This window comes from Nostoc foliaceum FACHB-393, from assembly GCF_014698505.1.
GTDB classification, from domain to species: domain Bacteria; phylum Cyanobacteriota; class Cyanobacteriia; order Cyanobacteriales; family Nostocaceae; genus Nostoc; species Nostoc foliaceum_A.
Genome location: NZ_JACJTD010000007.1, coordinates 195,096 through 209,765 on the forward strand (window position 1 = coordinate 195,096; position 14,670 = coordinate 209,765).

The 14,670-nt window shown below is 42.1% G+C and carries 10 protein-coding genes, 2 pseudogenes and 1 CRISPR repeat array (1 of these 13 cut by a window edge); of the genes and pseudogenes, 5 read left to right on the forward strand and 7 right to left on the reverse strand.

Annotated features, from left to right (window positions below; translation table 11 throughout):
• Positions 1-1,186: direct repeats of the CRISPR family, unit length 37 nt; unit sequence ATTGCAATTCATCAAAATCCCTATTAGGGATTGAAAC (it extends 159 nt beyond the left edge of the window).
• 449 nt (positions 1,187-1,635) lie between these two features.
• Together H6G92_RS09165 and cydB are read left to right on the forward strand one after the other, a co-directional pair.
• Positions 1,636-3,081 (forward strand): cytochrome ubiquinol oxidase subunit I, encoded by a 1,446-nt coding sequence (locus H6G92_RS09165; RefSeq protein WP_190892980.1) that lies wholly within the window; start codon positions 1,636-1,638, stop codon positions 3,079-3,081.
• 92 nt (positions 3,082-3,173) lie between these two features.
• Positions 3,174-4,187 (forward strand): cytochrome d ubiquinol oxidase subunit II, encoded by a 1,014-nt coding sequence (cydB, locus tag H6G92_RS09170; RefSeq protein ID WP_190892981.1) that lies wholly within the window; start codon positions 3,174-3,176, stop codon positions 4,185-4,187.
• A 125-nt stretch (positions 4,188-4,312) separates the two neighbouring features.
• Here the strand turns inward: cydB and dusB are convergent, their stop codons facing one another.
• The 4 genes and pseudogenes from dusB to H6G92_RS09190 all read right to left on the reverse strand — a co-directional run bounded on the left by dusB (position 4,313) and on the right by H6G92_RS09190 (position 7,750).
• Complete coding sequence (gene dusB / locus H6G92_RS09175; protein WP_190892983.1) at positions 4,313-5,368, reverse strand: tRNA dihydrouridine synthase DusB; 1,056 nt, start codon at positions 5,366-5,368, stop codon at positions 4,313-4,315.
• Between the two features lie 89 nt (positions 5,369-5,457).
• Positions 5,458-6,264, reverse strand: a pseudogene (locus H6G92_RS09180) (Rpn family recombination-promoting nuclease/putative transposase).
• A gap of 125 nt (positions 6,265-6,389) precedes the next feature.
• The gene (locus tag H6G92_RS09185; protein WP_190892986.1) at positions 6,390-6,809 is read right to left on the reverse strand and encodes a hypothetical protein; all 420 of its coding nucleotides are present in this window, start codon (positions 6,807-6,809) and stop codon (positions 6,390-6,392) included.
• A gap of 83 nt (positions 6,810-6,892) precedes the next feature.
• Positions 6,893-7,750, reverse strand: a complete 858-nt coding sequence (locus H6G92_RS09190; protein ID WP_190892989.1) for an acyl-CoA desaturase — start codon at positions 7,748-7,750, stop codon at positions 6,893-6,895.
• 172 nt (positions 7,751-7,922) lie between these two features.
• Between H6G92_RS09190 and H6G92_RS09195 the strand changes: the two genes are divergently transcribed.
• Positions 7,923-9,152 carry a TetR family transcriptional regulator gene (locus H6G92_RS09195; RefSeq protein ID WP_190892991.1) on the forward strand — a complete coding sequence of 410 codons (1,230 nt, stop codon included), beginning with the start codon at positions 7,923-7,925 and terminating at the stop codon, positions 9,150-9,152.
• Positions 9,153-9,218: 66 nt separating this feature from the next.
• Here the strand turns inward: H6G92_RS09195 and H6G92_RS09200 are convergent, their stop codons facing one another.
• A complete protein-coding gene (locus tag H6G92_RS09200) occupies positions 9,219-11,171 on the reverse strand; it encodes a DUF1565 domain-containing protein (protein ID WP_190892994.1) in 1,953 nt (650 codons plus the stop codon).
• A 685-nt stretch (positions 11,172-11,856) separates the two neighbouring features.
• On the opposite strand from H6G92_RS09200, the gene H6G92_RS09205 reads away from it, so the two are divergent.
• Complete coding sequence (locus tag H6G92_RS09205) at positions 11,857-12,972, forward strand: thiamine phosphate synthase (protein WP_190892997.1); 1,116 nt, start codon at positions 11,857-11,859, stop codon at positions 12,970-12,972.
• A gap of 85 nt (positions 12,973-13,057) precedes the next feature.
• Positions 13,058-13,270, forward strand: a complete 213-nt coding sequence (thiS, locus tag H6G92_RS09210; protein ID WP_190893000.1) for a sulfur carrier protein ThiS — start codon at positions 13,058-13,060, stop codon at positions 13,268-13,270.
• On the opposite strand, the gene blaOXA is transcribed toward thiS, so the two are convergent.
• Both blaOXA and H6G92_RS39280 read right to left on the reverse strand, forming a co-directional pair.
• Entirely contained in the window at positions 13,267-14,169 is a 903-nt protein-coding gene (gene blaOXA, locus H6G92_RS09215; RefSeq protein WP_199344744.1) for a class D beta-lactamase, read from the reverse strand. The two genes, thiS and blaOXA, sit on opposite strands and share 4 nt — an antisense overlap.
• A 148-nt stretch (positions 14,170-14,317) precedes the next feature.
• Positions 14,318-14,670 (reverse strand): annotated as a pseudogene (locus H6G92_RS39280) (hypothetical protein); the annotation flags it as partial.

Here is a 14,670-nt window from a genome sequence, read left to right on the forward strand (position 1 = left end):
AAATCCCTATTAGGGATTGAAACCCACTACTCCAAAATGCATCCTTGGTACTTACTTTATTGCAATTCATCAAAATCCCTATTAGGGATTGAAACGCGCTCAATTTGCCTTAGTCGCTTCTGGCAACCACATTGCAATTCATCAAAATCCCTATTAGGGATTGAAACCCCAAGTTCGTGATTGAAAACAAATGGAAGTTTGATTGCAATTCATCAAAATCCCTATTAGGGATTGAAACTTAGTAGCGGATTAATTAAAAGCTGGCAGTTGGATACAATTGCAATTCATCAAAATCCCTATTAGGGATTGAAACGAATATAAGAACTCTAAAGATATTAGTCTTTTTGAATTGCAATTCATCAAAATCCCTATTAGGGATTGAAACCCATAGGGCAAATCGCATAAAATCATATCTATTGATTCATATTGCAATTCATCAAAATCCCTATTAGGGATTGAAACTGATTTTCACTATTTTTAGGCGTTAGTTTTTTTCATTGCAATTCATCAAAATCCCTATTAGGGATTGAAACACTTGAAGATGTCGGTCGGCTATCAGGCTCCAAATAATTGCAATTCATCAAAATCCCTATTAGGGATTGAAACACAGAGTACAGGCAAATTCACTGCCAATACACAAATTGCAATTCATCAAAATCCCTATTAGGGATTGAAACTGAAGCGCAAGAAAGAGGATTATCAAAAGAAGAAATTGCAATTCATCAAAATCCCTATTAGGGATTGAAACGGAGCAGTAGAAACGTAAACAAAGACATCAGAGGGATTGCAATTCATCAAAATCCCTATTAGGGATTGAAACGCACGATCCGCGCTACTTTACCAAAGAGGAGGCACGAGATTGCAATTCATCAAAATCCCTATTAGGGATTGAAACATCCTACGGTGTCATCCCTCCCAGTAGGGTATGTATTGCAATTCATCAAAATCCCTATTAGGGATTGAAACACGTCTTCGGTAGACCAACCAGCCATGTATACAGATTGCAATTCATCAAAATCCCTATTAGGGATTGAAACTCTTTCCCTGGAGAGACGCCACTTTACTACACAGCAATTGCAATTCATCAAAATCCCTATTAGGGATTGAAACAGACGGAAAGATAACTTATAACTTCCTACTTGACCCTGAATTGCAATTCATCAAAATCCCTATTAGGGATTGTTGTGAAAATGAGGAAAAGCAGCTTTAAGGCTGACATGAATCGGCCATAGCAGCCCTAAATCATAGCTCCCCAACTTATTGGAGAAGTCGGAGAGATGTACATTAGTGTCACCTTATGTTTTTTATGCCAACTTTGACCTCTTGTCTTTTGACATATATTACTAATTCACTCACAATTTAGAAAACTTTCCCTATCTATAGAGAGATGCTTTCCTCTCTAATAAAGTTTAATAAAGAGAAAATCTACGAAATTAGTCTTTCCATTTGACTATGATAATGAAGTTTTTGGAAACTGCGATCGCTAGAATATTATTCACGAAATGTCAATAATTAATATTCAATATTGAATAAAGAAAATTGGATGGCATTAGAATCTCCATCTAAAGATTTTGGGCTGTTGAATTTGAACTCAGACAAACAAATAAGAGTGAGTTTCAATAGAGGAATACAGGCATGGAATTTTTATCCAATTCAGTTGTGCTATCACGGATGCAATTTGCACTGACTGCGATATTCCATATACTTTGGCCCGTCTTGACTACAGGGATGGGGATTTATTTGGTCATTATCGAGGGGCTATGGTTAAAGACTCGTAATCCAGACTACTATCTCCATGCCCGCTTTTGGTCTAAGTTCTACATCCTGAACTTTGGGATTGGTGTAGCAACGGGTATCCCAATGGAATTTCAGTTTGGCACTAATTGGGCACCTTTCTCGGAAGCAGTAGGCAACTTTTTTGGCAGCGTTATTGGGTTTGAAGCTTCTTGGGCATTCATGCTGGAAGCTGCTTTTTTAGGCATTATGTTATTTGGTTGGGAACGCGTTAATCCCACTATTCACTATCTTTCAACAATTTTAGTTGCCGTTGGCGCGAACCTATCAACCCTGTGGATTTTGACAGCAAATTCCTGGATGCAAACCCCATCGGGTGGGGAAATGGTTAATGGAAAATTTATTGTCCACGATTACTTTCAGGCAATTTTAAATCCTTTTATGGTCAACAGTGTGATGCATATGTTCTTTGCCACACTGGAGACTTCACTATTTGTCATTGGTGGAATTAGTGCTTGGTATATTCTCAAAGAACGCCATCCAGCTTTCTTTTCGTACTCTTTGAAGATTGCTTTAGCAGCGGCTATTGCAGTTGCCCCATTACAAATATACATTGGGCATTTGAGCGGCGAACAAGTTTATCACTATCAACCCACAAAACTTGCAGCAATGGAAGCACAGTGGGAATCTTCACCTGCGGGACAGCCTGCTGATTGGAGTCTTGTAGCTATACCTAACGAAAAGGCACAAAAAAATGACTGGGAAATCACTGTTCCGAATGCGCTGGGATACATTCTGGAATTCAAAAAGAATCTTTCCGAACCAGTACGCGGCTTGAAGGAGTGGAAATCAGAGGATCGTCCTCATATGGTGGGTTTGATTTACTACGCTTTCCGCGTCATGATTGCCATTGGCTTTTTCTTAGCCGGATTAGTGTTATTCAGTACGCTGCAATGGTTACGCGGTAAACTCTCAGCCGAAAATATTACTCAACAGCGTTGGTTGATGCGGGCTTGGATGTTCGCAGCTCCTCTAGGATACATCGCCGTAGAGTCAGGCTGGATTGTCCGCTGTGTAGGAAGACAGCCGTGGACGCTTTACGGGCAAATCCGCACAGCAGATGCGGCTTCTCGTCTACCCGCTAGTAATGTCTTAGTTTCGCTAACTGGCTTTGCTACAGTTTACAGCTTTTTATTTATTGCGGTTTTGTACTTTGGCAGCCGCATTATTCGCAGAGGCCCAAATCTCGACTTGCCAGTACCAGGTGTGGAAATCACTAAACCAGCAGTAGATACAACCCCTGGAGAGTTCGTTCCAGATGAACGCCCTGTAGAAGCACAACAATGACTAATTCAAAATTCCAAATCAATAAAGTCTATTTGGATAGGGATTTTGACTAATTGACTGCAAATTAAATATGGAGCAGCATAGGATATTTTATGGAGACGCTAAACTATCTTCTCCCCCAAGTATGGTTTATCATTTTAGCTCTTTTTCTATTCCTCTACGTGATGCTAGATGGATTTGACTTAGGGGTAGGGATATTATCTCTTACTTCTTCCGATGATGAACGCCGTGGCATCTTAATGACTAGCTTAAGTAACATTTGGGATGCTAATGAAACTTGGCTAGTTCTCATGGCTGGGGGTCTGTTTGGCGCATTTCCACTAGCATATGGCACGATTTTAAATGCTTTATACATTCCAATTTTCGTAATGGTATTTGGGTTTATCTTTCGTGGTGTAGCATTTGAGTTTCGTGAACAAGCAAACCGCAAATTATTTTGGAATTTCGCCTTTGGTGCCGGGAGTTTTAGCGCCGCACTTGGTCAAGGATTTGCCCTTGGTGCTGTGCTAAAGGGTATTAATGTTGATGAGGCGGGGCACTTTATTGGTACAACCTGGGATTGGTTGAGCCTTCCATCGGTGCTGGTAGCTTTGACATTGATTCAAGGATATGTGCTGATTGGCTCCACCTATCTTATTTGGAAAACGACAGGGGAATTGCAAGAAACTCACTATAAAACTGCCAAAATTGCTGCTTGGACGACATTAATCGGCGCAATTTTAATTACAATTACAACACCAATAATTTATGAAAATGCTAGGTTACGCTTGTTTCAACAGCCTCTAGTTTATATCTTTGCCATCATACCCGTGCTGGGAGTCGTTCTGATTTGGCAACTTTTACAGAGTCTCAAGCGCAAAGAAGAAAGAGCACCTTTTGTCTGGACAATTCTACTGTTTGGATTGTCGTTTATTGGGTTAGGATTGATTGTCTTCCCTTACATTATTCCCAATAAAATCAATATCTATGAGGCAGCAGCTGATCCTAGTTCCTTAGTAATCATGCTTATCTTTATTGGCTTTCTCATCCCCGTGATGTTGTTCTACAACCTTTACCAGTATATTGTTTTTCGAGGTAAGGTAACTGGCAATAATTACGGGGAATGATAAAAATTTAAGTTTAACATTTTTGCTTGACTTTTACTTTTGAATTGTTAAGTAAATCGCCTCACTTTATCAATCGGCCATTGCAGATATTAATACTGCATCAAGGCAGTGGTAATATCAATTATTTAAAGCATCACCAAACTACCTTCTGCTTCTTCTTCTAGTTCATAACCATTAGCCAATTTTTCAATTGCTTGGTCAATCATTGCCAAACCCTGATCTACTTTTTCAACTAAACTTAGCTGTCCTCGGAGTTCGGCAGCACCAACGAAACCTTTAGCATACCAAGTCATGTGCTTACGGGCTTGACGCACACCGCGATCGCCTTTATATTCCCATAAGGCTTGTAAATGATCTCTTGCACATTCCAAGCGCTGAATCGGGGTTGGTGTCGGTAACATCTCCCCAGTTTTCAGGAAGTGATCAATTTCTCCTACCAAAAACGGATAACCCAAAGTTCCACGAGAACACATCACACCATCAGCGCCAGTTTGTTCTAAACATTTCACCGCCGCTTCAACGGAAAAAATATCTCCATTCCCAATCACTGGGATAGAAAGCACTTCTTTCACACGCGCAATCCATTCCCAACGGGCATTGCCATTGTATCCTTGGGCGCGGGTGCGTCCATGTACTGTGATCATTTTTGCCCCTGCATCTTCCATCCGCTTGGCAAAGTCGAGAATAGTAATTTCGTTGTCATTCCAGCCAATACGGGTTTTTACTGTCACAGGTACATCAACAGCTTTTACCACTTCCCGTACAATTGCCTCTGCTACTTCTGGTTGCCGCAATAACGAAGAACCACCACCATTTTTAGTAATTTTATTTACGGGACAACCCATATTAATATCAACAGTATCAGCACCTTCTGCAACTGCCTTTATTGCTGCTTCTGCTAGGAAATCTGGACGGCAATCAAATAATTGAATGCTAATTGGGCGTTCGTTAGGGTCTACCTCCATGATTATGGGTAGCTCCTTGACATAATGCAACCCTGTAGCATTGACCATTTCGGTATACATCATCGAATCTGGTGCATAGCGACGCACAAGACGACGAAACACCATATCTGTCACCCCAGATAGAGGCGATTGGAGAACCCGACTTTTTACCTCAAATGAGCCAATTTTGAGGGGTTGGGAAAGTCTAGCTTGGAGAATGGGAGAGAGCGAAATCATACAAAAATTAAAAAAAATTGTGGGAACCGAAAATAGCAAGGATATTTAGAGATGCTGTTAATTTTAGTTGATGTAACTTGACTTAGAGGCTATTTTTGCATGTTTGCAGCTTGCCGAACTTGTTCAACTTCCAAATCCAACGCCTGCGCGATTTGTTCGGTTGTCAAACCTAACGCCAATAATTGAGATATAGCTTCTAATTTCGCTTCCATGCGTCCTTCTTGCCTGCCTTCCTCTTTGCCTTCCTCTCTACCTTCTTGATAAACTCGTGTCTGCTTCAAATCACTTAACCCAAACATACCTTCAATCTCCTCTCGACTCATCGTCGGAAACTTGTAAACCAAAATTGTCTCTATCAATTCTAGTAACTGCCGCCGTTGTGGTTCAATGTTGATTTATTGCTGGGTTCTGTCTATTAACTGTCTAGCAGCTGTAATTGCTGTCTCCTCTTCATCGACCACTAATTTCATCGTAGCAATTCCAACTGGCAATGATGCAGTTTCACCTAATTCATTAAGATAAACGCGACTGATACGCTGGCTAGTGAAAAATTCACTGTAATTCTTGATATCTGCTGTATCTAGGCTGCGATTGGGATAGATAACTACTCCTCGCCAAGAATTTTTAGGTTTATTTTGGCGTAAGTATAAATAAATTTCTGAAAATAGGCGTGAATAAATTTCTGTGTCGGTTTGAAACTGGACTTCAACAAAGTAAATCGGATTTTCTTCCCCTTGTGTTGGGATAAAAACACCATCTATACGGAATGCAGTTTGCTTAATTTCAATTGAGGAGAATTTATAAGCCTCTGCAATTTGGGATGTATTACCAATTAATTCAAAAAAGATGCCAGGAAATTCTTGAAAAATGCGATAAAAAATACTATCAGTTTTCACGCTTGATGTATTGCGGTGATTGAAACCGTTAGATTTTATCGTGAAATAGCTAGTAACAGATTTTGTTCAATTATACTTAACAAAATGAGGGAAATTTCAGCGATAATTATATATATTACGTTATGTCAGTTTCCAGTTGGTGTACTACGTTGCTCTTTCAATACAAGACTAGACCACAGTAAAAAACCTATCAGTAACAGCCCCATAAATCCATCCAACCAAATTAGGCTATGCATTTTTAAAGATATGGGTGCAACCATCGGGAAGAGATAGTGGACTGGACTGGAGATACTGGTGATTGAGTATAAGGCTAATAAAAAATACGCCAACCAAAACATGCCTTTAGTGTAAAACCAATATCCCAACAATCCGACTGGAGTCATCACAATCACAGTACTAATTACTCCAATAGAAGTGAACCACTGGGGGCCAGGATATCGACTCAAAAATAGTGCATTGTCTATGTAGTGTAGCCAAGTAGAAATGAGGTTGAGTATGATGATAGCTAGCAGAATCGTCTGGCGAAACCGAGAAGTATTGATCATGATGTAAAGATGCAAGCAATAGCTTATTAAGCCGACTGCGGGAAGCAATCGGCATAACAAATTCATGATAATTTAGTTGCAATTTAGCCGTGATTTGCACCTTGAGGGGGACGCGAGACAACTTTTTTGGCTAAACCCAAAGTCTGCAAAACTAGGATGCTCCACCAAGTAACATCAATCTCCCACCAAGACAACCCAGATTTTGCCATGTGGGGATAAGTATGATGGTTGTTGTGCCATCCTTCTCCATAAGTTACGATGGATACCCACCAAAGATTACGAGCACCATCATTGGCATCAAAGGTGCGATAACCCCACAGGTGTGATGCTGAGTTCACAAACCAGGTTGAATGCCAAAGTAAGACACATCTGAGAAACACTCCGTAGAACACAAAAGACCATCCTCCTAAGGCATAAAGCAGCAGCCCGAAGGGGATTTGTAACAGCAAGAAGTAGCGATCTAGCCAGCGATAATAGGGTTGTCTTGCTAGATCAGGGGCATATTTTTTATAGGTGTCATAGTCAAAAAATTCTGGACGTGGGTAGAAAATCCAGAGTATATGGCTCCACCAAAATCCTTTTTGGGCAGAATAGGGGTCTAGGTCAATATCTTCCGTGTGGGCGTGATGCTGGCGGTGTCCACCTACCCAAAAAATTGGCCCGCCTTGCAAAGCCAGCGCTCCAATGAGGGCGATCGCATACTCTAACCACTTGGGAACTTGGAAACTCTTATGGCTCAGTAATCGGTGATATCCCAAGCAAATACCAATGCTCCCGAATAACCAATGCAGAAACACTAGCAAACCTAATGCTGGCCAGGAGAAAAACCAAGGAGCCAGAAGTGCTAAGGCATGAAATACACCAAAAAATACCACATTTATCCACCTGAGTTGAGGTGAGTTGCCTCTCTCAGGAGCGATCGCCCCAAAATTTGCGGTCATAAAAATTCCTGTTGATGGATGAGAAAGCGATTTGCTTTTTCTTGGGCATAATCCCACAGGGATTTACCCGCCCTGTATACTAGTCCGTTACAGTAGAGTAAAGCAAGTATCACTTACATTTGTTATGCTAGCAGAACTCTGATACCCGTGCAAGTGCCACTTGCATTTTTGTATGTCATCTCAACTCATTCCTACTCGTCAACGCCTGATTCAAGCTGCACTTGAGTTGTTTTCTGCTCAGGGAGTCAGCGCTACCACAACCCGCCAAATTGCTGAAAAAGCCGAAGTTAATGAAGTGACTCTATTCCGCAATTTTGGCAATAAACATGGACTGCTTTTGGCTGTGCTGGAAGAGTCCGCAGCTTTTAAGGATTTAGGTGAGTCGCTGGTGCGGCGGGCAACACCTCCCGGCAATGTCTACCAAGCTCTGAAAGATTATGCAAGTGACAGTTTACATGCATTGGAACGAGTGCCAGAGTTCGTCCGGTCTGTGGTGGGTGAAGCCGACCAATTCCCGGCAGAAAATCGCCGCGCACTAGGCAGGGGAGTCACAGAGGCAAACCGCTATGTAGCTCAGTATTTAGCTACTGTAATCCAGCAAGGCCACCTAAATACCTACTTACCCGCAGAAAAATTAGCCAGTTTGCTGAATGGGATGATCTTGGGGTATGCCGTAATTGAGTTCACCAGCGAATTTCACGAGCTTTGGGAAGATCGGGATGATTTTCTGGAAAATTTGGTGGAGTTATTTTTACATGGAGCGATGTCATCTTCAGCAGAATCAGCAATAAACTCCTTACAAGGAGGTTTTATCACCACAGAAGTAGCTGATTTGCCTGCTAGTTTAGTTCACGAAATTCTGCAACAAGCCAGAAAATGGGGAGTACGAGATTATGCCTTGGCTTATGTGTTATTTGGGGCTGGATTATCTGCCACAGAAATAATTAGCTTGGAGCGATCGCACCAAATATACGATACTCAAGGGCACTTCTTGCAAATTACAATTCCAGGGTTTGTCCGTCAAGTACCTGTGAATCAGTGGATTTTGGGCAAACGCTACGGTTCTTTTACTAATAATCCTTTAATCAAATGGCTGAAAAGTCGTAAAGATTCTCAAACAGCCATGTTTTTGAATGAAACAGGCAAACCGGTTTCAGAATCAGAGCTTCAGACACGTTGGCAAATATGGAGTGATGGACTGTTAACCCCCCAAGGACAAACGCCAGCGATAGCACAAGCACAACAAACCTGGCGTGTAGAAATGTTAATGCGGGGGATCAGCTTGGAAAACCTGATTATTTTAACAGGTTGCGATCGCGCCCAATTACAGCCTTATGCCCGCCGAGCTAGAGAAAAAGCTGCCCTAGAGCAAGCCACCCGTTTAGATCACAAGCCAGGATAGGGTACGCTTAAGCAATTAAAAATTAAAAATTCAAGCGCGGCAAACATTTTGGCGCTGATCAACTGATTAATTCAACGGCTCCATAATGGCTCTTAGACCGTTGCTATAAAGTGTTTTGAGCATTTCTTTAGCGTTATATTCACTGTTAAATACTCCTGCTTGCATAACTCTTTGGCCTTGCCAAACCGTGGGAAACGCATCAGGAGCAAGGAATCGCACTAAATCTTGATCTCTATCAGTGAAGAGTGGAACTACCACGCGATAACGTACACCAAACTGTGTTGCAGAGTTACCACCATAAGGAATACTTGCAGAACTTGTTCGTATATTGCGAGTATTACCAATGGGGATATTGTTGTTAAGAACTGGTAAAAGTGCTGAAGCACCTGGGCCAGAAGCTTCTAGGATTGGTAATGGCTGCTGTGTTTGCTCCCTTATACTTGGAACTGGTGGTTGTGCTACTGAATTGGATGGGTACTCAGGAGCAGTAAACTCAATCGTATTAGGATCAATCCGCACATAATTCAACTGTGGTGTATCAGGTGGCTGTGCTGGACTGGGAGTTGCAACTTGAGCGTTAGTTGGTATTTGTCTAGCCGACAAGCTGGTAGGAGTAGGAAAACTGGCAACTTTAGAGATGGCTTGCTGTTGATTTGATCTAGGCGGGGAAAGCGGCACATTGGCTGGCAACAATGGCAGCAGTTGACTGTTTAATTGCCCAGAAACAGGATTATTTGCTGAAATGGTGTTACTGGTTTGCCCATTTGTAGTTTCAGAGATTTCGGGAGCCGAGAAGGTGATTTCCCCAGTTGGGGCTATTTCTCGTAACACATTGTTGGGGACAGGGGCGGGTTGAGAAGTTTGGGTTCCTAGTGCTGTTGTACCGTTGATATCTACCTTGCCAGTGATGCGATCGCTCACAAGATTATTACCAGCAGCAGAAATCACCTGTTTAGCAGCGCTGGCGTTAATGTCGTGGCGGGCATTATTTTGAAATGTATTACCCCCAGGTTCGGATGCATTACCCAAATCTGGCATTGCTTGAGCGATCGCAACTAAACCATCTTCTTTATTATCTTGAATAATATTATTCCGCAAAATCGGGCGGGCCTTTGCTTGTACAACAATTCCCGATCTATTGTTCTGAATTTGATTGCCTATGACTACAGGAGCGGCATTTTGGGCAATATTGATGCCAAAACCCGTTTGGTGAAAGACATTTTCCTGCACTTGGGGACTGGAGTTACCGGCAATTGTCATGCCATTAGCTCCATTGCGATCAAAATAATTCTTACTAATGGTGGGTGCAGCATCACCACTTACGGAAATTCCATCTTGGGTATTCCCAGTAAATGTATTTTCAACTACTACCGGATTGCTAGATTCAATCCATAAACCGTAACCACGGCGGTTTGGATTCGTCACCGTCACCCCAGTGAGCAAGGCTTGGTTTGCTCCAACAATTGCTACGTTTTGACCGGCAAAGCTCCGGCTCAGATAATCACCGCCTCCCTGAATGAGAATCTCTTTACCTTGATTGCTAGGGTTGCCTTGAATTGAAACACCCGGTTTCAGCATTAAGGGAAATTCCTCTCCTGTCTCGGCGCTATAAGTGCCCGTTGAGAGGATAATTACAGTATTGGCCTTAGCTAATCGCAACGCTTGGGTAATCGTTTTCACAGGAGCGGATTCGCTGCCATTGCCTGTGCTGTCATTTCCAACCTTTGGATTGACAAACAGCACGTTCTGAGAATTTGTTTTCTCATTCAGAGGTGCTGAATCTGGTGTCGATGGCATCTGAGCGATGCCTTCTCTACGAGAGCCTTCTCTTTCAGGGACGCTAACGGCGAGATCCGCTAACGCGCTATCCAGGAACGCCATACTTGCCGCTCCTATGCCTACAGTAAAAGATAATACTGAAAAAATAAAAAATAACAGCCTTGCTGATTTCAGAAACTTCAGCTTTGCAAGCATAAAATCTACTCTACGGTACTTAGAAAACATATGATAGTGAATCATATTTAACACAACTCCTTAGAAGTAACAATAAATTCTTATACTCCCTGAAAGTATTATGTCGATAATATTACTCACATATTGACTGATTGGCGATTTTTAATACAGGGTAATAAATGATATTGTGCCTGTTCAGCAATACCTTGTCCTAAAGGACACGCTACCCGAACACCAAGATACCCTCACTCTAAAATTTGTTGACTTTTAGTAAGGCAATATATAGCAATTCTCATCTGAATGAGGTATACGCGTAGGGACACGGCAATGCCGTGTCCCTCAGAGTATCTGTGTTCATCTGTGGTTAATTATTTTTTCGTACTTTGCCTATGTGGGAACCGCTATATACTGTGAGCTTCAATAATCATTCGAGCCGATTGATATTTTGGGCGAGAAAGCGCTCTATTTCAAAGTTAAGATTTACTTTATAAATGTTCTCTAAATAGTATCCATGCAGTCTCAAATTTAATTTGCCCATTGTAGATTTTTGAGTGTATCCGCTCTGGCTAGTCCTTTGTCAGCTTGTCGTTTACCCTAAAATACTTGACTAACCTTAGTGCGAAACTGTAGCCTCAAACTACCCTTATCACTGCCATTCGGAACATGGGATAATTTCCCGGAACCCTCACTACTACGTTATTTTGCGTGTATTCTGCAAAAATTGAGTAAAAAAAAGCAAATTAATTAACTTATGGTTACTAGGACATATGATAATTCACATTCCGATGAAAGCACTAACGGGGTTGTTGTAATGGTCGAGCCATACAGCCAAAAAGAGCAAATACAACAAGTTGTCTACCGCATTTTAGATGCCAATTTAGACCGTGCTCGTGAGGGCTTGCGAATTATCGAGGAATGGTGTCGCTTTGGGTTAAATAATGCCCAGTTGGCTCTTGAATGCAAGCGGCTGCGACAAGAGGTAGCTAAGTGGCATACCCCAGAATTGCGGGCGGCGCGAGATACACCAGGCGATCCTGGGACTGAGTTAACCCATCCTCAGGAGGAACAACGAGCTAGTATCAAATCGGTGTTGCAAGCGAACTTTTGTCGTATAGAAGAAGCATTGCGGGTGCTAGAAGAATACGGCAAGCTTTACCATCCAACTATGGCTAAAGCTTGCAAGCAGATGCGCTATCAGGTTTATACCCTAGAAAGTAGTTTAATGGGTCATCAGCGCCATCAATTGTTATGGCGATCGCGTTTGTATCTTGTTACTTCCCCTAGTGAAACTTTGTTGAACAACGTCGAAGCTGCACTTAAAGGGGGATTAACACTCTTACAATACCGCGACAAAACCGCCGATGATTCTTTACGTCTGGAACAAGCTAGAAAATTACGGCAGTTGTGCCATATCTACGGTGCTTTGTTCATTGTTAACGATCGCGTGGATGTAGCTTTAGCTGTTGATGCAGATGGAGTGCATCTAGGACAACAAGATATGCCTGTTACTGTTGCTCGGCAATTACTCGGTTCGCAGCGTCTGATAGGTCTTTCTACCACAAATAAAGAAGAAATGCAAGCAGCAATTGCTGAAGGTGTAGATTATATTGGCGTGGGGCCAGTTTATGAAACTCCCACGAAAGTAGGTAAAGCAGCCACAGGTTTAGAATATGTCAGCTATGCTGCCAAAAATTGCTCAATTCCCTGGTTTGCTATTGGGGGAATAGATGCCAATAATATCAATGATGTGATCGATGCAGGAGCCGAACGTGTGGCGGTGGTGCGATCGCTCATGCAAGCCGAACAGCCTACCCTAGTAACACAATATTTGCTCTCCCAACTCAATCGCATTAAACCAGAACCTTAAAAGAATCATTTTTCATTTGTCCAAAGTAAATAACCAATACCTAATACCTCATTCCCTAGTCCACAGTCCCCAGTTCCCACATATTATGTCTAATGAGATTACGATTCAGGTAAATGGGGAAACCCATAGCTGTTCGTTTCAAACTCTTTTACCTGACTTGCTTCAAGAGTTGGGTTTTAACCCGCGCTTGGTTGCTGTAGAATATAACGGCGAAATTTTACACCGCCAGTTTTGGCCGCAAACAAAAGTGCAATCAGGCGATCGCTTAGAAGTAGTAACTATTGTCGGGGGTGGTTAGTTGATCTGAGTCAGCAAACCCAAATCCTTGAGGCTGCGTCGTGTAATCTCGATGCGGACAGGTGCATCTTCTGGTTTTTGCATATCAAGGGTTGTGGCAAAAAAGTAGACGTTTTTGTTTTGTTCTAAATAACCTACGAACCAACCAACATCTGGTTTTGTACTTGTTAACCATCCCGTTTTTCCGCGCAGTGTGTAGTCTGGAGTTTGTTCACGTACCATAATGTCTTTGACAAGATTTATTGTCCGTTGCGAGAAAGGTAAATCGCCTTGATACAACCGTTGCAAAAACTTAATTTGCTCTTTGGGTGTAATTTGCAATGGCTGTTGTAACCAAAAACGATCAATGTCTGCGGCGGTGCCAATTTGACGATTACCGTAGCCTACTTTGTTAATAAATTGCTGCATCCGTTCATATCCAGCCCTACGTGCCAGCACTTGATAAAACCAAACAGTTGAATCTTTAAAGGCTTGGCGCAAATTGGTATCATGATTCCAAGCCTCAATCTCTCGGTGAATTCCATCCCAAGTGAGAACCGCCACATCATCAGGGACTACACCTATTTCTAGCGCCACCAGCGAGTTAAAAATTTTGAATGTCGAAGCTGGAGCGATCGCAGTTGCATTACGTTGAGGATTATGTTCATAGATGCGGTTGTTTTTTGAGTCGTAAATTACGATAGAGCCTTCACGCCCGAATTCTTGAAAGTGTCGCCCCAAATTTGGCACTTTAACAGCAGGACGTTCAGATGAGGTTGAAGCAGGTTGAGCCACAACATACATTCCCCCAAAGGTAATCAGACTGAATACAGCAAGACATCCAATGGCTATGAAAATCAGAGGTTGCGTTCGGTGAGTACGCCGAAGGAATTGTGATATGCCAAACAAGATATTTTTCATCTAAAACCTCCAGGAGACCCCCACTATATCGGTACTCCGATTAGTGGTGGGAGGAATGGAGGGGGAATTACGAAACGTTCCTTGAGTGACTTTGAGCGAATGCGAAAACAATGAGAGGAACAGTTGAGTAATTTCCAATTTCTTGGGTTTAATAAGCATACGAATAACCATCTTTTGCGTGAATGCGTTTACAAAACTTGTTCGATATTCCTTGAACTAATCCGTTCTTGGTTGAAATATTGAAACTACCGGATGAACGAATAGCCACTTTTCCAACATAATTACCCACTTTTTTACCAGTAGTAACAATTGCCTTAACAATGTCTCCAGTTTGAAAACCAAAGTGTATTTTTTCTCTAGGTACGTGCCGACTGGGGTTAAACTCAGCAGGTTTGTTACCTCCCCTGCTGGTCTTCAAAACCGTGCTTGAAAGTTGTCCCTTCACACGGCTCCTCAACTGTAGGTGCATTGTCATTGCAAGCCTCTTACCGTTATTCAGGT